This is a genomic window from Rhodobacteraceae bacterium M382 (genome assembly GCA_025141015.1).
GTDB classification, from domain to species: Bacteria; Pseudomonadota; Alphaproteobacteria; order Rhodobacterales; family Rhodobacteraceae; genus Aliisedimentitalea; species Aliisedimentitalea scapharcae.
On sequence record CP081098.1, the window covers coordinates 2,629,223 to 2,649,996 of the forward strand.

Sequence of the window (20,774 nt, forward strand, 5' to 3'; positions counted from 1 at the left end):
TTGCTCATAACATGGTTGTGAGCGTCTTATTAGGGACTTTCAATATGTTAGCTATTTCAACCTTACGACGTGTCGCACTTGGTGTTGTGTTCGCGCTTCCATTTGCCACTGCATTGCCAGCTGAAACGGCAGACAATACCGGTCCGGCCGACGATCCGATCGACGCCCAGGCGCGCGACCTGATCCAGGCGGCAACCGATTTTCTCTCCAACCAGGACAAGCTGCAGGTCAATTGGTTCGTGACCTATGACACCGTTGTCGATGGCCGCGAGAAACTGACCGATGTCCGAAGCGGCTTCACCTTTCTTTCCCGGTCAGAAGGGTTTGTTTCCGCAACGGAAAATGGGCTCAAGAGCCGGGATTTCTATTTTGATGGAGCCGCATTTTACATCGTTGATCCGGATGCAAATTCCTATGTTCTGGCCCCGTTCGAAGGGTCGTATGAAGATCTGATTGTCCGCATTCGCGACGAATACGATATGGCGCTACCGATCTGGTCCATTCTTTCGAACCGGTCCAAGGGTGAATGGCTCGAATCCGCCGAAAGCGCCGCCTATCTGGGCGTGACCCGGATTGCCGGTCGCGAAGTCCATCATATCGCCGCGTCCAACTATGATCACGACTGGCAGCTGTGGATTTCGACCGATGCAGAGCGCCCCGAGCTGGTCATGCTGGTTGGCACCGATCCCTACCAACAGGGATGGCCGCAATACCGGGTGTATTTCCACGACTGGGTGTTTGACCCGGATTATGATCCCAATGTCTTCGCCTACACACCGGACGAAGACGCAAGCCGCATGGCCTGGCCAAAACCTGTCCTTGATGATGCAAATTCCGGTCCGCAAGAGGGAGACGAGTGATGTTCAGGTCATTAAAGCAAGCATTCCTCGGATTGGTGATCATGGCTCTGGCCATTGGTACCTCGCCCGAAAGCGTAATTCGGCTGGCTCCGTCCGCAGATTGGGCCGAAGCCCGGGGTGGGCACGGTCGCGCCGGTGGATTTTCCGGTGGCGGTGCACGCAGCCGGCCTTCTGGCGGAGCACGGTCCCGTCCCGCAACGTCACGTCCGTCCAACCGTGCAACGCGCCCGGCCACAAGCCGACCCAGCACACGGCCTGCAACCAGCCGGCCCAGCACCCGTCCTGCCCAGGCGCGCCCCGCGCCCAGCCGTCCCAGTGCGGGAACCCGGCCAAACCGACCCGAAGCCGGCACCCGTCCCAGCAATCGGCCTGCCGGTGCCAGACCGCCAGGGTCTCGTCCACCGGGTTCACGCCCACCAGGGTCACGTCCACCAGGCGCAGCACATCGCCCCGGTGCCCGTCCGCCCGGACACCGCCCGCCCGGTACGCGCCCACCCGGCGTGCGCCCCCCTATTCACCGGCCGCCAGGATATCGCCCTCCGAGATATCGTCCGCCCGGATATCGCCCGCCTTATTACCGGCCACCGTATTACCGTCCGCCGCACAGCCATTGGGGACCCTACCATTATAACCCCAGCTGGGGCTGGTTCTTTACAGCGGCGATCGTCGGTTCGACCTTGGTCTATGCCTCGAATCTGCCCGAAGACCAGGACTGTCAAAAGGTTCAGGATGGCGGAGAGACGCTGTATCAATGTGACGGTGTTCTGTACCGGTCGACCTACTATCAGGACGAACAAGTCTATGAGATCGTGTCCGACGCACCGGGAGAAAAAGCTGCGGAACCGACCTCGGTCATTGGTCTGTCTCTGACGGAACCCATGACTCGTGGGGCGGTCGTGCGCTCGTTGCAGATGGCCCTGACCGAAGCCGGATATGACACCGGCGGTACAGATGGCGTCTTTGGCAGCGGAACTGAAACCGCACTTCAGTGGTTCCAGTATGATTATGAACTGGAGCCAACCGGGTTCGTCGATCAGATGACAGCCTACAAGCTGGGGCTGGCCGAAGCTCCTCCCGAAGCGGCTGAACCAACCACACCTGCACCTGCAACTGCTCCGGCAACACCAGAAACGCCAACAACGGTTGAAGAGCCTGCGGCTGTCGAAGACACCGCCCCTGCGCAGGACTAAAAGTTGGAATTAAAAGACGGAATCAGGCCTTGGCTTTTGCCTTGGCCTTTTTCTTTGCGGCGACCACTTTTTCAGCAAGATCACGGGCGATGGCGAATGCCCCTTTGATCTTGTCCGCGTCATTGCGCCAATCGCGCCGCACCACGATCTTGTTCTCTCGCACCTTGGCCAGACCGTTCTGGCCCTGGATGAACTCCACCAGCCCTTCGGGCGACGCGAATTTGTCGTTGTGGAACTGGATGGTCGCGCCTTTGGGGCCACCGTCCAACTTTGCAATCCCGGCACGTTTGCACATCGCCTTGATCCGCACCACCAACAGCAATGTGTTGACCTCACGCGGGAGCTTGCCGAACCGGTCAATCAACTCGGCGGCAAAGCCTTCCAATTCGACCTTGGTGGTGAGCGAGCTGAGACGACGGTAAAGACCCAGACGCACATCCAGATCCGGCACAAAATCGTTGGGGATCAGCACCGGCACGCCCAGATTGATCTGCGGTGCCCATTGATCGTCGGCCTCTGACAGGCCTTCCATCTCTCCGGCGCGGATCTTGGCAATCGCCTCTTCCAGCATGGATTGATACAGCTCGTACCCCACATCCCGCATCTGGCCGGACTGTTCTTCGCCCAGCAGATTGCCTGCCCCCCGAATGTCCAGATCCTGAGACGCCAGAGTAAACCCGGCCCCCAACGTGTCGAGCGATCCGAGAACCCGCAGGCGTTTTTCTGCAGCAGGTGTCAAACGCATCCGCGGTTTGGTGGTCAAATAGGCATAAGCGCGGGTTTTGGATCGCCCCACCCGGCCCCGGATCTGATAAAGCTGCGCCAGGCCGAACATATCGGCGCGATGCACGATCATCGTGTTGGCGGTTGGAATGTCCAACCCGCTTTCGACAATCGTAGTGGCCAAAAGGATGTCGTATTTCCCGTCGTAGAACGCGTTCATCCGGTCATCCAATTCCCCGGCGGCCATCTGGCCATGCGCCACCATATACGACAGCTCCGGCAGCTGATCCTTGAGAAACTGTTCGATGTCCGGCAGGTCGCTGATGCGCGGCACCACATAAAAACTTTGCCCGCCGCGATAATGTTCCCGCAGCAATGCCTCGCGCAGAGTGATGGCGTCGAATTCGCTGACATAGGTGCGGATTGCCAACCGATCCACCGGCGGCGTGCCTATGATCGACAGATCGCGAACACCGGTCAGGCTCAGCTGCAGGGTACGCGGGATCGGGGTCGCGGTCAGAGTCAACACGTGGATGTCGCTGCGCAACTGTTTCAGCCGTTCCTTGTGCGTGACGCCGAAATGCTGTTCTTCGTCGATGATCAACAAGCCGAGGTTCTGGAACCGGATACCTTTGGCCAGCAATGCGTGGGTGCCCACCACGATATCCACTGTGCCCCGTGCCATTCCATCGCGGGTGGCCTGTGCGTCCTTGGCAGACACAAACCGGCTGAGCTGGCGGACCTCCAGCGGGAACCCCCGGAACCGCTCCATGAAGGATGCCGCATGTTGGCGGGCCAGCAATGTCGTGGGCGCAATCACCGCAACCTGCAGGCCGGACATGGCCGCAACAAAGGCAGCGCGCATGGCAACTTCGGTCTTGCCGAACCCCACGTCGCCACAGATCAGCCGGTCCATCGGCTGGCCAGAATGCAAATCCTCCATGACATCATTGATGGCGCGCAGCTGGTCATCGGTCTCTTGATAGGGGAAACGGGCGCTGAATTCCTCCCACGCATGCGGCGGCGGATCCATGATCGGTGCTTTGCGCAGGGCGCGTTCAGCCGCAATCCGGATCAGCTTGTCCGCCATCTCGCGGATACGTTCCTTGAGCTTGGCCTTTTTCGCCTGCCAGGCCCCACCGCCCAGTCGATCCAACAGCCCTTCGTCGTGGCCGTATTTGGACAACAGTTCAATGTTCTCGACCGGTAAATATAGCTTTGAGTGTTCGGCGTATTCCAACAGGATGCATTCATGCGCAGCCCCGGCCGCCGTGACCACTTCGAGCCCTTTGTAGCGCCCGATCCCGTGGTCCACATGCACCACCAGATCTCCGGGTGTCAGCGATTGGGTTTCGGTCAGGAAATTTTCGGCCTTGCGCCGTTTCCTAGGGGCACGGATCAGGCGGTCACCCAGCACGTCCTGTTCCGAAATCACCGTCATATCAGGCGCTTCGAACCCATGTTCCAGCGCCCAGACCGCCAGATGCAGACCGGATTTTCCAACCCGCGTGCCATCACGGATTGCGATGACTTCGGCCAGACCTTCGTCTTCGATCAACCCGGTCAGACGTTCGCGCGCCCCGTCGGAATAAGAGGCGACGACAACCGGACCTTTTTGCAGTTTTGCCTTGATATGATCGGCCAAAGCCCCGAACAGGCTGACATTTTCCAACTGGCGTTCGGGAGAGAAGTTGCGCCCGATCCGCCCGCCTGCATCCACCACGCCCGGACCCGAGGCCTGAGATAGTGGATGAAGCTGAACCACACGTTGGGACGCGGTGACCTGCTCCCACGCCGCATCATCCAGATACAGCAAGTCCGGCGGCACCGGCTTATAAACTGAATCCATCCGCCCCTTGGCCTGCATGGCGATCTTGCGGGTCTCATATTGATCCGCAATCGTGTCCCAGCGCGCCAACCGCGCAGGCGTGACCTGATCATCCAGTGTCACGGTCGCCTCTGGCAGGTAATCAAACAGGGTTTCCAGTTCGGCGTGAAAGAATGGCAACCAATGTTCGATGCCCTGATGTTTACGCCCGGCGCTCACTGCCTCGTACAATGGATCATCTGTGCCGGCGGCTCCGAATTCAACGCGGTAATTCTGGCGAAACCGGGTGATGGCGCTGTCGTCCAGAATGATTTCGGACACCGGAGCCAATTCAATCTGTTCCAGCTTTTCGGTGGTGCGCTGATTTGCCGGATCGAACCGGCGTGCGCCGTCCAGAATGTCACCGAACAAATCCAACCTGACGGGGCCGCTTTCACCGGGGGGAAAGATGTCGATGATGCCTCCACGCACCGCGTAATCCCCCGGCTCCATCACCGTTGGGCTTTGAGTAAAGCCCATGCGGACCAGAAATTTGCGCAGGCCGTCTTCGTCTACCCGATTGCCGACCGTCGCAGAAAACGCCGCCTCGCGTAGAACATTGCGCGCTGGCACCCGTTGTGTCACAGCATTCAATGTGGTGAGCAGCACGAATTGGGACGGCATTCCATGCACCAATCCGGCCAGCGTCGCCATGCGCGCCGCCGAAATGTCGGCATTGGGCGACACCCGGTCATAGGGCAGACAATCCCAGCCCGGAAACAGGATCACCGGCATATCCGGCGCAAAAAACGCCAGCGCGGCACGCATCGCCTCGAGCCGTTTGTCATCGCGCGCCACATGCACGACGGGATTGCCGGATTTGGCAACTTCGCGCAAGATCAGACGCGCGTCATACCCTTCGGGGGCACCGCCCATGACTATTCGTGCGGGTTCCATCGCGCGCTTCCTTTATTGGTCCGTCTCGCTCAGCCCAGAACACCGATCGACAGGTTCTGATACATGCCCCACAACGCGGTGACAAAGATCGCCAGTGTTCCGATCATCTGGGTATACAGCCGACACCGCGTCAACCGTTTGCACAATGCTTCGCCGCGCAAATGCTCTGTTTCAATCAATCGCGCGGTCGACAGATTCAACAGTCCGACCAGCGATAGCGGAAACCCCAGCAGGAACAACGCCTGAGCAATCTCCAATTCATAGGCAAAACCCAGAACCGCCAACGCTGACAAGATGAAACAGGTCAACCCCATGACCCATAATCCTGATACGCGGCCGATATACAAAAGCCGGTTCACATTGATCCGGGTCAGATCCTCGAGGTCCACCATCGACTGCCCTTCGATGCGGCGTGCCCGCTGCACCAGATCAAAGGGCACACCCAGCACCCAATGGCTGGCCGAAGACCACACCACAGCCAGCGCAATCCAGAACCACAGGTTCGAAAAGGATCGCATGTCGATCAACTCAAACAGAGATGTATACCAGTCCAATACAAACGACCCTTCTGCGCGTTCCTCAAATCCCGGTTTTTATCAACGACCCCGGGCGGGTCTTTTATCTGTGGCCCCGCCCCGCTTCACAAGGGGGCATTCAACCGATTTATCGCCAGATTTCATCCCATCGCGGCGTTTGCACCTCTTGTGAGTGACGATTTTCCATGCCACCCAAGAGCAGAACGTTCAAGGAGTCTTGCCGCCATGAAACCCACCGTCGCGCCATTTCCCGCAGCCCGCCTGCGTCGGGCCCGCCAAACTGCCGCCATTCGTGGTATGGTTCGCGAAAATACCCTGACTCCGGACGACCTGATCTGGCCGGTTTTTGTACGTGACGGCGACGGTATCGTGGAACCCGTTGCCTCCATGCCCGGCGTCGTGCGCCGGTCGGTGGACAAGATCGCGCAGGCCGCCATCGAAGCCCAGGCGTTGGGCATACCCGCGATCTGCCTGTTTCCCTACACGGATCCCAGCCTGAAAACCGAAGACTGCGCCGAAGCCTGGAACCCCGACAACCTGACCAATCGCGCGATCCGGGCGATCAAACAGGCCGCGCCCGATATTGCGGTGATGACTGACGTGGCGCTGGATCCCTATAACATCAACGGCCACGACGGGTATGTGGTGGACGGCGAAATCATCAACGATGCCACGGTCGAAGCACTGGTCAAGATGACCCTGGCCCAGGCGGAGTCGGGGGCGGATATCATTGGGCCCAGCGACATGATGGACGGCCGCATCGGGGCCATGCGTCAGGGGTTGGAGGCCGCGGGTCACCACAACGTGATGATCCTCTCCTACGCGGCCAAATACGCCAGCGCCTTTTATGGCCCGTTCCGTGACGCCGTCGGTGCCTCGGGCGCGTTGCAGGGGGACAAGAAAACCTATCAGATGGACCCGGCCAACACCAACGAGGCCCTGCGCCTGATCGAACGCGATCTGAACGAAGGCACCGATATGGTGATGGTCAAACCGGGTATGCCCTATCTGGACATCTGTCGCCGCGTCAAAGAGACGTTTGGCGTGCCGACCTTTGCCTATCAGGTGTCCGGTGAATACGCGATGATCCAGGCCGCAGCCCAAAACGGGTGGATCGACGGGGAAAAGGTCATGCTGGAAAGCCTGATGTGTTTCAAACGTGCGGGCTGTGACGGCGTTCTAAGCTATTTCGCCCCCGAGGTTGCCAAGATCCTGAACGGGTAACTGGCCCATCCCCGTATCTGCCAGACAACAGCAGCGGTATCACCACCGCCTGCCCCCTTGGTTTCCGGCGGTGGGTTGACCCTCTCGGCGACACTTCTGCTCCCTGAAATGGCGACAAGCTGCCGATCTGTGTCTGACGTTGCGTGACAGCCCCTGTCATTGCCCCTATAAAGAGGGCGAAGGCCGGAGCATACCGGTTCAAGAATGGCATGAAGACAGGCAAACAAACATGAGCAAATCCTTTCCTTCCACAGTGTCGCGGCGTGGCTTCACGCTGGCTGGCATCGCAGCGCTGACGGTCACCGCCGCCTGCGGAAATGGCGTTGGAGGCACCGGTGCCTCCAAGATTGACGCCCGCGTCGACGCGACGTTGAACCAGATGTATGATCTGTATCCCAACACCGTGACCCTGGCGGAGAAGTCCACCGGCATGCTGGTCATGCCATTGGTCACCGAGGCCGGGTTCGGCTTTGGCGGGGCATATGGGCGTGGCGCGTTGCGGATCAACGGTCACACCGTCGATTTCTATTCCACCGTCAAAGGCAGCGCAGGGTTCCAGATTGGCGCCCAGCAATATGCACATGTGCTGTTCTTCATGACCCAGGACGCCCTGGAAGAATTCCGCCGGGGATCCGGTTGGGCCGCTGGTGCAGATCTGGAATATGTGGTCAGCGATCAGGGCGATTCCGTCGCTGCCGACACAAATACCCTGCGCTCGCCGGTTCTTGCAGCCGTGTTTGGTCAGGCCGGTCTGCGCGTGGGCGCAACGCTGGAAGGCACCAAATACACCCGGATCATTCCCTGATCCCGGATTGGTCGGACATCAGACGGAAAACGCGCCCTTTAAGGGCGCGTTTGCTGTTTTAGGTTTACAAATTCTGGTTCATCCCGTTTCGCGCATGCGTTTGAACAGCGACGAGGTATCCCAGCGTCCGCCGCCCAATTTCTGCACATCCTTATAGAATTGATCGACCAGGGCCGTCACCGGCAGGCTGGCACCGCTCTTGTCCGCGGCCTCCATGCAGATTTTCAAATCCTTGCGCATCCAGTCGACCGCAAATCCATGTGCAAAATGATCGTCCAGCATGGTTTCATGCCGGTTGAACATCTGCCAGCTGCCCGCAGCACCCTGGCTGATGACCTCAACCACGGCACGCCCGTCCAACCCTTCCTTTTCTGCGAAATGCAGCGCCTCGCTCAGGGCCTGAACCAGACCTGCGATGGCGATCTGATTGCACATCTTGGTTTTTTGACCATCGCCGCTGTTACCGATCCGGCGACAGATCTTGGAATAGATCTCCATCAGCGGCTCCACCCGATCATAGGCTGCCTGTTCGCCGCCGCACATGATCGACAGAACTCCGTTCTCGGCCCCTGCCTGTCCGCCCGAAATCGGCGCGTCAACAAAGGACACCCCGTGCCCCTGCGCGATCTCATGCAGCTCGATGGTAACATCCGCCGACACGGTGGTGTGATCGACAAAAACACTGCCGCTGCTCATACCCGCAAAGGCCCCATCATCGCCCAGACAAACGCTGCGCAAATCATCATCATTGCCGACACAGGCCATCACGAATTCCGCACCCTCCACCGCTTTGCGTGGTGTTGCCGCCCAGGTTCCCCCATGTTGCGACGTCCAGGCTTCGGCTTTGGCCGAGGTGCGATTGTAGACCGTAACTTCATGTCCGGCGGCCAACAAATGCCCTGCCATCGGATACCCCATGACGCCCAATCCCAAAAACGCGATCTTTGCCATACACTTTTCCCTTGTCTGATCATTTCCTAAGTTGGTTCCACCCTATCAACCTTGCCCACGAGCGCAATCGGGGGCAAGAAGGGCAAGGCGCTGTAAACCGGGAGATTGAAACACATGGGCAAAGTTTTTCGGTGGCTCCTGCGCCTGACAGCCGGTCTGATCTTCCTCGTCATTCTGGGCGTTGGGCTGGTGTATTACCTGGCCTCGCAATCGTTGCCCGACTATGATCAAACCCTATCTGTCACCGGGTTGAACGCACCTGTTGAGATTGTCCGCGACAATGCCAATGTCCCGCATATTTTTCCGGATCAGGACGGGGACGACAACGACGCCTATTTTGCCTTGGGATATGCCCATGCTCAGGACCGCCTGTGGCAAATGACCATGCTGCGCCGCACGGCCCAGGGACGCCTGTCGGAGGTTTTCGGTTCACGAACTCTGCGTATTGACCGATTGCTGCGCCGGTTGGATCTGTACCGGTTGTCGCTCAGCTCGGTTTCGGCGCAGACACCAGAAACGCTGAGCGCGCTGAACGCGTATGCCGCCGGCGTCAACGCCCGGCTCGCCGAAATCAACGACAAGGCGCTGGGACGCGGTGCGCCCGAAATGTTCCTGTTCAATGCGCCAGTCGCCCCCTGGCAACCAGCTGATTCCATTGCGATCATAAAGATCATGGCCCTGCAGTTGTCCGGCCACCTCGAAGCCGAGGTACTGCGCGCACGCACCTCTCTGATGCTGGATGATCCGGCACGGCTGGCAGATATTCTGCCCGACGCCCCCGGAACCGGGATCGCTGCGCTGCCTGAATATGCCACCCTGTTTCCTGATCTGCCCCGGTTTGCCGCGACGGCCCCGATGCCTGATCTGGCCCTGTCCCCCTTCCCAAAACGCGGGTTGGCCGGAGCCTCCAACGCCTGGAGCGCTGCCCCGTCGCGCTCGGCCTCGGGGGGCACGCTTTTGGCCAACGACCCGCATCTGGGGTTTTCGGCACCAGCGATCTGGTATCTGGCCCGGCTCGAATTGGCCAGCGGCGGCGTCATTGGCGCCACCATCCCCGGTGTCCCCGCGGTCATGACGGGGCGCAGCGGTCGGCTGGGATGGGGGCTGACCTCCTCCTATCTCGACGATCAGGACGTGTTCATCGAAAAGCTGAACCCGCAGACCCCCGAAGAGTATCTGACGCCCGACGGCTATAAACCATTTGAAAGCCGCCCGTCCATCATTCGGATAAAGGGCGAACAACCCATTACATTGACCCTGCGCTGGACCGAAAACGGCCCCGTTTTGCCCGGCACCCATTACAGCCTGGAAACCGTGACCCCGCCCGGCCATGTGGCTGCTTTGGGCTGGACTGCGCTCAGCGGACAGGACACCACCATCGGTGCCGCCTTGCAGCTGATGAGCGCTGCAAATGTGCACGAAGCCATCCGCATTGCCGAGGGTTTCATTGCACCTTCGCAAAATCTGTCACTTGTTGATCAGACTACCATTGCGATGAAGACCATCGGCGTTATCCCAAATCGCAATGCTGCCCACCAAAGCAAGGGCCGCCTGCCCAGCCAGGGATGGCGCGTTGAGAACCGATGGCGAGGTCGGGCATCCTTTGCCTCCAACCCACAATTCGTCAGCCCCCGGGGCGGAATTCTGGGCAATACCAACAACAAGATCCTAGAACGACCGTTTCCCAACCATGTTTCTTATGAATGGGGCGATACCCAGCGCATACATCGTTGGGAAAAACTGATGCAGAACCGTCAGGTTCACACGCGTGAAAGCTTTATCGAAGCACAATTGGATACGGTCAGCTATACCGCCCGAACCCTGCTGCCACTGATCGGGGCCGACCTGTGGTTCACGGGTGAACCCGCTGCCGAAGGCACCCCTGAACGCACACGCCAGGACGCATTGGACCTCTTGGCGGAATGGAATGGAGAGATGAACGAACATCTGCCCGAACCTCTGATCTATTCGGCCTGGATTCGAGCGCTGCAGAAACGCCTGATTGTCGACAACCTGGGGCCATTGGCCCCGGAGTTCACTCAGGTCGAACCCCTGTTCATCGAACGTGTGTTCCGCAATGTAGACGGGGCTGGCCAATGGTGCGACGTGCGCCAAAGCGCACCAATCGAAACCTGCACGGACATGTCCCGGCTGGCGTTGGACGATGCGCTGATCTGGATACAGGACCGCTATGGAAATCAGCTGGAATCCCTGCGCTGGGGGGATGCCCATCAGGCCACCCACGATCACCCGGTTTTGGGGACGGTCCCGGTGTTGCGGTATTTCGTGAATATCCGCCAATCGACCAGCGGCGGAGACAATACCCTGCAACGCGGGCGCGGCTCTGGCACAGATCCGGCCCCATTCCAGAATGTGCATGGCGCTGGATATCGTGGTGTTTATGATTTTGCCGACCCGGACAGTTCGGTTTTTGTCACATCAACCGGGCAATCCGGCCACTTTCTGTCGCGTTACTATGATGATCTGGCACAGCTGTGGCGTCGCGGCGAATACATCCCGATGTCCCTGGATACCGAATTGGCGCGCGCCGCTGCCGTGGGCGTGACCGTTCTCACCCCCACCCCCTAGAGCAGGCACAGTTGGGTAAGCCCCGACCGCGCCCGCGAGGGGTGCAAAAGTTTTAAAAAAACTTTTGGCAAGAATTTTTCCTAAAATTCTTGCCCTTTGGATCGGTAAGTCAGACACCCCACGATCAGAGGCTTTGGAATTGAGCCTTTTGCTTTTCCGTCCACAACACCGTAATCCTGAAACCGGTTTCTGTTTGTTCCTCAGCCTGAACAATATCCTGTTGAAACAACCAGGCGCGTTGCTTGCCATCAGCAAAATTCAGCTCCAGTTCGGCTTCGTGCCGACTGCCTTGCAGGACCTCGGAGATTTCAGCCAGAAGATCCTCCAGCCCCTCACCCGTCAATGCCGAAATGGCGTGCAACCCGTCTTCGCGTTCAGCGCGAGATCGACGAGCATCGGCCTGATCTTCCGGCAATTGGTCCAGCTTGTTCCACACTTCGATCTGAGGGCGGCTGTCATCGACGCCCAACGACGACAGAATTGTCTCGACATCTTTGGCCTGCGCGTCGGATTCTTCATGCGAAATATCGCGCACATGAAGGATCAGATCTGCTGCCAAAACCTCCTCGAGCGTGGCGCGAAAGGCCGCGACCAATTCGGTTGGCAGGTCCGAAATGAACCCCACCGTGTCGGACATGATGACTTCAAACCCTTCGGGCAGCTGCACCCGGCGCATGGTCGGGTCCAAGGTGGCAAACAACATGTCCTTGGCCATCACATCGGCCCCGGTCAATCGATTGAACAGCGTCGATTTTCCGGCGTTAGTATAGCCGACCAATGCCACAATCGGATAGGGCACTTTGGCCCGGGCAGCACGGTGCAGGGTCCGGGTCTTGATCACCTTGGCCAATTGACGGCGCAGGTTGATCAACTGGTCATCAATGGCTCGGCGGTCCGCTTCGATCTGGGTTTCACCAGGACCACCAACAAAGCCCAGACCGCCTCGTTGGCGTTCCAGGTGGGTCCAGGCGCGCACAAGGCGGGTCCGCTGATAAGACAGCGCTGCCATTTCCACCTGCAACACACCTTCGCGGGTGCGGGCACGATCCGAAAAAATCTCAAGGATCAAACCGGTTCGGTCCAGGATCTTGACCTTCCAGGCCTTTTCCAGATTGCGCTGTTGCACAGGGGTCACCGGCCCATCAATCAGGACCAGTTCGACCTCATTGTCGTGGAACAGCTCTTTGAGCTCTTCGATCTTGCCGGATCCAAACAGCCAACCCGGATGGGCGCGCGGCAAGCGCACGACCTTGGATCCGACCACATCGAGATCTGGCAACGCAGCGGCCAGTGCCACGCCCTCATGGATCGCGGCTTCGGCATCTCGGCGATGCTGTTCATTGCGGATATCCGGATACAGCACCCAGGCCCGGGTGCGCACCCTATCATGCTCCATCAAGAGGCGTCTTCACCATCATAAAGGTTGATCGGCTGCGCAGGCATGATGGTCGAAATCGCGTGTTTGTACACCAACTGCGACTGTCCGTCACGGCGCAGCAATACGCAGAAATTGTCGAACCAGGTGATCACACCCTGCAGTTTGACACCATTGATCAGGAAAATCGTGACCGGGACCTTGGTTTTTCTAACGTGATTCAGGAAGGCATCCTGAAGATTCTGTCTGTCCGAAGCCATATTTTGTTATCTCGCCTTTGTTCTTGCAACGCGCTGCGGAACTCCGCGCCCCTCTGAACGATGAGTATGAAGCGTGATTTCAGGAGTTTCCAGCCGAAAAATAACATTTCCAACATGGATCATAAACAAACTGCGCATCACCCGCGCCACAGGTTCGGTGTGATCAACGCGATCAATGCCAGGGTTTCCAACCGTCCCAACACCATGGCAAAACACAAAACCACCTTGGACGCGACCGGAAGCGACGCCAGATGAATCGGGGTTTCCGCCGCCGTTGTCACCAAAGGACCCGTGGTCGACAGTGCAGCGATCGACAGGACCAGCGCCTCTTCGAATCCTGACCCCAACGCAGCAAGGACGATGCTGATCACGGCCAATGACACGGCAAACAGCATAAAGAACACCCAGGCCACAAACGCGCCGTCGCGCTGGATTCGGCGGCTCCCCGCCCCATCACCGCTGACAGAAGACGGGTGCACCAGTCGTTCCATTTCGCGCAGTCCGTTCAAATACAGCGCATAGACGCGCAGCAATTTGACGCCTCCAGCCGTGGTCGCGACGCCGCCGCCAATCACGGATAGGCCCAACAGGATCATGCCCGGGGTTCCCAGACCGGACCATTGCTGAGCCTGGTTCCAATCAGCGCTTTCGAACCCGGTGGTCGACAGGAACGACATGATCGTAAACATGGCACCCCAAAAGGCGCGAAACGCCTGGGCACTGTCTTCGTTGGCGTTGACATCATAGGCGGCCAACCAATGTCGCAGAAACAGCGCAATCGGCAGCCCCAACACCAGAATCAAACCAATCCTGAACTCGGGATCCTTGTCCAAACGCCCACCGCCCACAGTCACCGTGTCATTGGAAAAGGTAAGTCGCGACAGGGCAAAGAACATGAACAGGAACACGACGGCCTCGCCGCCAAAGCCGGAGGCCGAATTCTGCAAACCACCGATCGGGGAAATCCCGGAGGTGGCCATCACCGACATTGCGTGACACAGCCCCACTAACGACGTGTCCCCGCCCACCACCAGCAGGACCCAAATCGCAACCGTCAACCCGGCATAAATGGGCCCCAACGTGCGCGTCACCCGGAACAGCAACCGGCGCGGGCTTGCCCGTTCCATCTGAACGGGAGCGGCGGTGGCCCGGCCCGGTTCACCGCGCGCCGTTACTTCGAATCCCCCCAGCGACAAAGGGGCCAGAATGGCCGAGGCCGCCACCCACATCAGAAATCCACCCAGCCAGCCAACCATCGCCCGCCACAGATGCAGCGGTGCCTGCAATCGGCCAGGGTCTTCGAACACATTCGCCCCTGTGGTGGTCACCGCGCTGACCATATCGAAATAAGCATTCAGAAAGCTGGTATTCTTCAACGCGTCATGCAGCGGAATCGCCAGAAACAACGGCAGCACGGAAAAGGTGGCAAGCAAAGTCAGCAACTGGCCCAGCAGACCATATTTTGGCGTCCGGTTCCCCATCGCCAAAGCAATCAGCGTGACACAGATCAGACCGATGATTCCCGAGTAGAAAAAGCTTTGACCGACCCGGTGTTGATCCAGAACCAGCGCATAGCTGGCCGGGATCCACATGGACAGCGCCGAAATTCCCCAGATAACCAGAAACAGAGGCATCCGCGCCAGGACACTGATATTTGCCTTGCCGCCCCTCATGACGTCAGAAAAAGTCGATCGAGACCTGCATCAGGCGTTCAACCTCAGGCACGTCCTTGGCCATGGCAAAAATTGCCACGACATCCCCATCTTCGATCCGCAGCGACCCGGTTGGGCGCACGACCTCGTTGCCCTTGCGTACAGCCCCAACCAGAACCCCCTCGGGAAAATCAATGTCCCGCAACGCCTGTCCCGCCATGGGCGACGTCGACATGACTTCGGCCTCGATCACCTCGGCCTCGGCGTCACCCACCGAATAAACCTGACGCACCCGACCATGGCGGATGTGCCGCAGGATCGAGCTGACAGTGGTGGCGCGCGGGTTGATGTAGGCATCAATCCCCAGCGGAGTCATCAGCGGCACCAGCGTGGGATCGTTGATCAGGGCAATGGCAAAAGGGCACCCTTCTGCCTTGGCCCGTACAGCGGCCAGCATGTTCGTCTTGTCATCATCCGTCACGGCCAACATTGCATCGGCGCGTTCGATCCCGGCCTCGCGCAGCAGGGCGCTGTCCAGACCGTCCCCGTTCAACACGATTGTCCGCTCCAATGCCTCGGCGGCACGCTCGGCGCATTTGCGGTCACGTTCGATGACCTTGGCCCGAACCCGCCAGGTGCTTTTCTCCAGCGCGATTGCCACTTCGAGCCCGACATTGCCGCCCCCAACCAGCACCACCCGGTCCTGTCGTTTTTGCGTTTTGCCAAAAATTTCCAGCGTGCGTGCCACATCATCCACATGGGTAAAAACATAACAGTCGTCGCCCACAAACAGCTGGTCACCCGGTTCAGGGGCAAACAACGTGCCTTCCCGGCGCACCCCGACCACAATTGACCGCAGAGTGGAAAACAGATCCGTCAATTGGCGCAGTGGCGTATTCACGACCGGGCAATCTTCCTGGATCGTGATCCCCAACAATTGCGCCTGACCTTCCATGAAGGTTTCGGTGTCAAAGGCCGCCGGAGCCGACAGACGGCGCATGGCAGCGGCTGCAACTTCGCGTTCGGGGCTGATCACCACGTCGATCGGCAGATGATCGCGGCGGTACAGGTCAGAATAGATCGCTGTCAGATAGGATTGCGACCGCAGCCGCGCGATCTTGCGCTGGATTGAAAAGACGGAATGTGCCACCTGACAGGTGACCATATTGACCTCATCCGAATGGGTGGCGGCGATGATCATATCCGCGTCCCGCGCGCCGGCCTGATCCAGGACATCCGGGTATGAGGCAAAACCCGCGATCCCCTGCACATCCAGCGTTTCGGTGGCCCGCCGGACCAGATCAGGATTGCTGTCCACCACGGTCACATCGTTCAATTCACCAGACAGATGACGCGCAATCTGCCAGCCAACCTGACCCGCACCGCAAATGATGACCTTCATGTTTTCATGCCCTCTGGCCTGAAGTTCTGGCCGATCCCCGGTTTCGCTGGGTCACAGGTCCCTGCACCGGTGTCGGATTTCGCCGTTCCCTGAAATGACAGATGGGCCCGACAGGGTCAATTCAATTGTCGTGCGCCTTTGGCGATGCAATAATTGTCAAATGACAAGAATCCATTTTCTTTGCGGGATGTTACCAGTTGCGCTGATGACTGCCTGTTCCCCGTTGGCCATCTACTACAAACCCGGCGTTGCAGTCCAAAAGCTGCAATCCGATACCGACGCCTGCGAGGTCAACGCGCTGAAAGACGCCCCTGTCGCCAACCAGATCCGCCAAACACCCGCCCGCTATATTCCCGGGCGTCGGATCTGCAACGGGTTGGGTCAATGTACGTCCAGCCCCGGCTATTGGGTGCCGGGATCCTATTACACCGTGGACGTGAACAAAGGTCTGCGCCAGCGGCGAAACGACAGCTGCATGGCTGCCAAAGGATACCAACCTGTGTCGATCTCCCAATGTCCGCAACGGGTGGCCAATTCTGCCCCGCCCGGCGCGACCTCCCGTTTGCCCGATCTGACCGACACGTCCTGCGTCATCCGCAATAACGACGGCAGTTTTCAAATCGTCGACCAGGGCTGACCCTCAGCCCTGTGTCTCACATCTCACTGTCTGCGGTTTCTTCGTCCAGATGCGCGATCCGGGCACCAGATTTGTTCGAGGTGACAACCCCCAGAGACTTGAGCTTGCGGTGCAAGGCGCTGCGCTCCATTCCGACAAATGAAGCCGTGCGGCTGATGTTGCCGCCAAACCGGTTGATCTGAGTCAGCAGATATTCGCGTTCAAAGGCTTCGCGGGCTTCGCGCAATGGCAGGGTTGCCAACGCACCGGACAGAACCACACGCCCATCATCGGTTTTGGGTTCTTCGTCATTGGGCAGTTCACGGGCTTCGATGGGTCCCGCCCCATCCCCCAGGATCAACACCCGTTCGATCAAATTCTTCAACTGGCGTACATTTCCGGGCCAGTTCATCGTTTGCATCAGCGCCTCGGCTTCTTCGGACACTTCACGCAGCGGCAAACCCTGGTTTTCGTGGAACATCTCGATGAAATAGGCCGCCAGCACCGGGATATCCTCGCGTCGATCGGCCAGCGACGGTACGGCAATCGGCACCACGTTCAACCGATGATACAATTCCTGACGGAAGCGATCGGCGGCGATCTCGGTTTCGAGGTTTTTGTTGGTCGACGAAATCACCCGCAAATCCACCTTGATCTTGTCGCCGCCACCGACCCGTTGGAATTGCTGATCGACCAGGACTCTCAGGATTTTCGATTGCGTACCCAACGGCATGTCGGCCACTTCATCGAAATAGACAACGCCCCCATGGGCCTGTTCCAGCAGACCTGGTTCGACGCCACGCTCCTGGCTTTCGCGACCAAACAACATCTCCTCCATCCGGTCGGGTTCGACCCCGGCACAGTTCACCGTAATGAACGGTGCCCCGGCCCGGTTGGAATTGGTGTGGATGAAACGTGCGGCGATTTCCTTGCCAACACCGGCAGGGCCGCTCAGCATCACACGCCCGTTGGATTTGGTTACCTTTTCCAACTGGCCCTGCAGCGTCCGGAAGGCTGCGGAGGTTCCGATCATATCGGCTCCGCCCGTATCCTTGCGTTTGAGTTCGGTGTTTTCGCGGCGCAGACGCGAGGTTTCCATGGCGCGCCTGATCACCACCATCAACTGGTCGATGTTAAAGGGCTTTTCGATGAAGTCATACGCCCCCTGTTTGATCGCAGCCACGGCGATTTCGATGTTGCCATGGCCGGAAATGATCACCACTGGCACCTCGGGGTAATCCCGTTTCACCGTTTTCAGGATATCGATTCCATCCATCTGGCTGTCTTTGAGCCAGATATCCAGAATCAACAGCGCAGGGGGTTCCGAGGTGATTTCGGCCATGCATTCATCCGAATTCCCTGCCTTGCGCGTGGCATAGCCTTCGTCTTCCAGAATATCCGAAACCAGTTCGCGAATATCGCGTTCGTCATCAACGACCAGAATATCACTCATGTCAGTCCTGCCTTCACTGTATTGCTTTTGGACATGGACGCATCGCCTGACGTCTCATGCACGGATGCGGGCAAACGGATCACGGCCATGGCGCCATAATGATCCTGCCCGCCGAACACCGGTGCATCCTGCAATTGCAGGGTGCCACCGTGTTCTTCGATGATTTTCTTGACGATTGGCAACCCCAATCCGGTGCCTTCGTCGCGGGTCGTCACATAGGGTTCAAACAATCTCGCCCGATCTTCGGGCAGACCGATCCCATTGTCTGCGATGGTAATTTCATACCCACCCGCATGAGGTTTCAACGCGACGTGAATCTGTGGTTCCAACTTATCCGGAGCGCCCTTTTCCTTAAGCGTTTCAATGGCCTCTCCTGCATTCTTGATCAAATTCGTCAACGCCTGACCAATCATGGTTGCGTCCAATTCCGCCAAACATGGCCCAGCGGGCAAATCGGCGTGAACGGTCAGATCCGGTTGCCCTGATTGCTGCAACACCACGGCGTCGCGCACCAAAGCGTTCAGGTCTTCTTCACGCCGTTCCGGTTCCGGCATTCGGGCAAATTTCGAAAATTCATCGACGATGCGACGCAGATCATTGGTCTGTCGCACGATCACATCCGTCATATTCTGAAGCTGATCGCTGTTCTCCTCTCCCAGCTTGGGGGCGAATTTGCGTTTGATACGCTCTGCGCTCAGCTGGATGGGGGTCAGCGGGTTCTTGATTTCATGTGCAATGCGGCGCGCCACATCTCCCCAGGCGGCCATGCGCTGTGCGCTGACCAGATCCGTCACATCATCAAAAGCAACAACATACCCTTCGAGCCGCCCGTTTTCGTTGCGTCGGGTCGACATCCGCACCAGCAGATTTTCCAACCTGCCCTGACGGGTTACCTTGATTTCATCCTGTGCCACTTCAGAGCCCGACGCTTTCAGCCCTTCGAACAAGCTTCCGAATTCCGGGACTGCAACGGCCAACGCCAGAGATTGCTCATCACCCGACCAGCCCAACAACCGTTCAGCCGATCTGTTCACAAACGTCACCCGACCATCGGAATCGAGCCCCACCACACCGGATGTGACCGACGTAAGCACAGAGTCGAACAACCGACGGCGGCGTTCGATCTGACGGGTGTTTTCCAGCAGCGTGTCCCGCTGCCCCTTCAGCTGCAATGTCATCTGATTAAAGAAACGGCCCATCTGGGCAATCTCGTCGTCGCCCTCTTCTTCGATCACCTGTACGTCCAGATCCCCGGCACCCACGCGTTGTGCAGCGGTCATCAGGCGTCCTACGGGGCGCGACAGACGTTCAGCAAACCACAGCCCCAACCAGACCGCAGCCAGAATCAGGATGACCGCGAACCCCAGATATAAAAGGCCGAATTCAAAAACCACCCGGCCTCGTTCGCTTTCCAATTGCTGGTACAGCAGGACAGTCTGTTTGGTGTCATCCAGAAGGCTCAGAATGTCGCCATCCACATCGCGACTGACGTATAGAAAGCGATCCACAAAGGCTTCGAGCGGCACCAGAGCCCGGAATTCGTTGTTGTCCCAGTCCTGAATGATGGTCAGCCCGTTTTGGCTCGCCTGATCCAGATGCTCGGACGACGGTTTTTCAAAATCAAACAGATACGACTGCTCACCGCGGGCGCGGATGGATCCGGTTCCGTCGATCACATAGGCCTCGCGCAGGCCCCGCTGGATCTGACCTTGACCTTGGACCAGGGTCTGGCGCAATTCAGCGTCGCTGATCAGAAACACGCGGTTGCGGCTGTTGTCCAGAAACCGCGCCAGCGCGATCGCATCCTGGCTCAGGTCAGCGCGGTGTTCCTGTTCATAGGCTTCGGCCGCAGCCAGCGAATTGCCAACCACCTGGCGGACCCGTTCGGAAAACCACCCTTCCAACCCGATGTTGACCGTCAGACCGGCAAACACCGCCACCGTGACGGTCGGGATCAGCGCCAACAGCCCAAACACCCCGATCAATCGTAGGTGCAGGCGGGAACCCGCCGATTTGGCCCGGCGCGCAGCGATCAAACGCCCCACCTGCCCCAGAACCAATGCCGCGACCACCAGCACATAGACCAGATCGGCCAACAGAATCATTCGCAGCGCCGTCGCGCGGGTCCCCAAATCAAAGGGTCCCAAAACCAGGAAGGTTGCCAACGCCAGAATAGGCCCCAAAAGCACAAGGCCCAAGGTGCCAACATTGCGGGCCCGACGGGTTCTACGCCACCGATTCAACGCAAAAAACGGTCCGGATTGTGACCGAAGTGCCACGAGCTGCCCTCATCCTGATGTGGCGCCCATTGGGCGCACCGCCATATGTCGTGGTCTTTTCCAGATCAGCCCGAGCACTGACACTGGTTCGCCAC

At 58.7% G+C, this 20,774-nt stretch carries 15 protein-coding genes; 6 read left to right on the forward strand and 9 right to left on the reverse strand.

Annotation, left to right across the window (positions count from 1 at the left end):
- Positions 1 to 44: 44 nt before the first annotated feature.
- Positions 45 to 860, forward strand: coding sequence for a DUF2092 domain-containing protein (locus K3727_12280; GenBank protein ID UWQ89599.1), 816 nt, complete (start codon positions 45 to 47; stop codon positions 858 to 860).
- Positions 860 to 2,050 carry a peptidoglycan-binding protein gene (locus tag K3727_12285; protein ID UWQ89600.1) on the forward strand — a complete coding sequence of 397 codons (1,191 nt, stop codon included), beginning with the start codon at positions 860 to 862 and terminating at the stop codon, positions 2,048 to 2,050. The genes K3727_12280 and K3727_12285 overlap by 1 nt, the downstream gene beginning before the upstream one ends.
- Positions 2,051 to 2,072: 22 nt before the next feature.
- Here the strand turns inward: K3727_12285 and mfd are convergent, their stop codons facing one another.
- Positions 2,073 to 5,537 carry a transcription-repair coupling factor gene (mfd, locus tag K3727_12290; protein UWQ89601.1) on the reverse strand — a complete coding sequence of 1,155 codons (3,465 nt, stop codon included), beginning with the start codon at positions 5,535 to 5,537 and terminating at the stop codon, positions 2,073 to 2,075.
- A gap of 29 nt (positions 5,538 to 5,566) precedes the next feature.
- Positions 5,567 to 6,091: a component of SufBCD complex gene (locus K3727_12295; protein ID UWQ89602.1), complete on the reverse strand. Its 525-nt coding sequence runs from the start codon at positions 6,089 to 6,091 to the stop codon at positions 5,567 to 5,569.
- A 207-nt stretch (positions 6,092 to 6,298) separates the two neighbouring features.
- On the opposite strand from K3727_12295, the gene hemB reads away from it, so the two are divergent.
- The gene (gene hemB / locus K3727_12300) at positions 6,299 to 7,297 is read left to right on the forward strand and encodes a porphobilinogen synthase (protein ID UWQ89603.1); all 999 of its coding nucleotides are present in this window, start codon (positions 6,299 to 6,301) and stop codon (positions 7,295 to 7,297) included.
- A 229-nt stretch (positions 7,298 to 7,526) separates the two neighbouring features.
- Positions 7,527 to 8,102, forward strand: a complete 576-nt coding sequence (locus K3727_12305) for a twin-arginine translocation pathway signal (protein ID UWQ89604.1) — start codon at positions 7,527 to 7,529, stop codon at positions 8,100 to 8,102.
- Between the two features lie 78 nt (positions 8,103 to 8,180).
- Here the strand turns inward: K3727_12305 and K3727_12310 are convergent, their stop codons facing one another.
- The gene (locus tag K3727_12310) at positions 8,181 to 9,053 is read right to left on the reverse strand and encodes an NAD(P)-dependent oxidoreductase (GenBank protein UWQ89605.1); all 873 of its coding nucleotides are present in this window, start codon (positions 9,051 to 9,053) and stop codon (positions 8,181 to 8,183) included.
- Between the two features lie 114 nt (positions 9,054 to 9,167).
- Here K3727_12310 and K3727_12315 point away from each other — a divergent pair, with 114 nt between their 5' ends.
- The gene (locus K3727_12315) at positions 9,168 to 11,642 is read left to right on the forward strand and encodes a penicillin acylase family protein (protein ID UWQ89606.1); all 2,475 of its coding nucleotides are present in this window, start codon (positions 9,168 to 9,170) and stop codon (positions 11,640 to 11,642) included.
- A 124-nt stretch (positions 11,643 to 11,766) separates the two neighbouring features.
- On the opposite strand, the gene hflX is transcribed toward K3727_12315, so the two are convergent.
- The 4 genes from hflX to trkA all read right to left on the reverse strand — a co-directional run bounded on the left by hflX (position 11,767) and on the right by trkA (position 16,331).
- Positions 11,767 to 13,038: a GTPase HflX gene (gene hflX, locus K3727_12320; protein ID UWQ89607.1), complete on the reverse strand. Its 1,272-nt coding sequence runs from the start codon at positions 13,036 to 13,038 to the stop codon at positions 11,767 to 11,769.
- The gene (gene hfq, locus K3727_12325) at positions 13,038 to 13,277 is read right to left on the reverse strand and encodes an RNA chaperone Hfq (protein UWQ89608.1); all 240 of its coding nucleotides are present in this window, start codon (positions 13,275 to 13,277) and stop codon (positions 13,038 to 13,040) included. The genes hflX and hfq overlap by 1 nt, the downstream gene beginning before the upstream one ends.
- 137 nt (positions 13,278 to 13,414) lie before the next feature.
- Positions 13,415 to 14,869 (reverse strand): TrkH family potassium uptake protein, encoded by a 1,455-nt coding sequence (locus K3727_12330; GenBank protein UWQ93360.1) that lies wholly within the window; start codon positions 14,867 to 14,869, stop codon positions 13,415 to 13,417.
- 85 nt (positions 14,870 to 14,954) lie between these two features.
- Positions 14,955 to 16,331 carry a Trk system potassium transporter TrkA gene (gene trkA, locus K3727_12335; protein ID UWQ89609.1) on the reverse strand — a complete coding sequence of 459 codons (1,377 nt, stop codon included), beginning with the start codon at positions 16,329 to 16,331 and terminating at the stop codon, positions 14,955 to 14,957.
- A 187-nt stretch (positions 16,332 to 16,518) separates the two neighbouring features.
- Here trkA and K3727_12340 point away from each other — a divergent pair, with 187 nt between their 5' ends.
- Positions 16,519 to 16,968: a hypothetical protein gene (locus K3727_12340; protein ID UWQ93361.1), complete on the forward strand. Its 450-nt coding sequence runs from the start codon at positions 16,519 to 16,521 to the stop codon at positions 16,966 to 16,968.
- A gap of 16 nt (positions 16,969 to 16,984) precedes the next feature.
- On the opposite strand, the gene K3727_12345 is transcribed toward K3727_12340, so the two are convergent.
- Positions 16,985 to 18,400 (reverse strand): sigma-54 dependent transcriptional regulator, encoded by a 1,416-nt coding sequence (locus K3727_12345; GenBank protein UWQ89610.1) that lies wholly within the window; start codon positions 18,398 to 18,400, stop codon positions 16,985 to 16,987.
- Positions 18,397 to 20,679, reverse strand: a complete 2,283-nt coding sequence (locus K3727_12350; protein ID UWQ89611.1) for a PAS domain-containing sensor histidine kinase — start codon at positions 20,677 to 20,679, stop codon at positions 18,397 to 18,399. Before K3727_12350 ends, K3727_12345 begins: the two co-directional genes overlap by 4 nt.
- Between the last annotated feature and the right edge of the window lie 95 nt (positions 20,680 to 20,774).

What these genes read in the sequence shown, in the direction of transcription:
- K3727_12280 (UWQ89599.1), top strand. Translation starts at nt 45, where the DNA reads ATGTTAGCTATTTCAACCTTACGACGTGTCGCACTTGGTGTTGTGTTC.
- K3727_12285 (UWQ89600.1), top strand. Translation starts at nt 860, where the DNA reads ATGTTCAGGTCATTAAAGCAAGCATTCCTCGGATTGGTGATCATGGCT.
- mfd (UWQ89601.1), bottom strand. Translation starts at nt 5,537, where the DNA reads ATGGAACCCGCACGAATAGTCATGGGCGGTGCCCCCGAAGGGTATGAC.
- hemB (UWQ89603.1), top strand. Translation starts at nt 6,299, where the DNA reads ATGAAACCCACCGTCGCGCCATTTCCCGCAGCCCGCCTGCGTCGGGCC.
- K3727_12305 (UWQ89604.1), top strand. Translation starts at nt 7,527, where the DNA reads ATGAGCAAATCCTTTCCTTCCACAGTGTCGCGGCGTGGCTTCACGCTG.
- K3727_12310 (UWQ89605.1), bottom strand. Translation starts at nt 9,053, where the DNA reads ATGGCAAAGATCGCGTTTTTGGGATTGGGCGTCATGGGGTATCCGATG.
- K3727_12315 (UWQ89606.1), top strand. Translation starts at nt 9,168, where the DNA reads ATGGGCAAAGTTTTTCGGTGGCTCCTGCGCCTGACAGCCGGTCTGATC.
- hflX (UWQ89607.1), bottom strand. Translation starts at nt 13,038, where the DNA reads ATGGAGCATGATAGGGTGCGCACCCGGGCCTGGGTGCTGTATCCGGAT.
- hfq (UWQ89608.1), bottom strand. Translation starts at nt 13,277, where the DNA reads ATGGCTTCGGACAGACAGAATCTTCAGGATGCCTTCCTGAATCACGTT.
- K3727_12330 (UWQ93360.1), bottom strand. Translation starts at nt 14,869, where the DNA reads ATGTGGATCCCGGCCAGCTATGCGCTGGTTCTGGATCAACACCGGGTC.
- trkA (UWQ89609.1), bottom strand. Translation starts at nt 16,331, where the DNA reads ATGAAGGTCATCATTTGCGGTGCGGGTCAGGTTGGCTGGCAGATTGCG.
- K3727_12340 (UWQ93361.1), top strand. Translation starts at nt 16,519, where the DNA reads ATGTTACCAGTTGCGCTGATGACTGCCTGTTCCCCGTTGGCCATCTAC.
- K3727_12345 (UWQ89610.1), bottom strand. Translation starts at nt 18,400, where the DNA reads ATGAGTGATATTCTGGTCGTTGATGACGAACGCGATATTCGCGAACTG.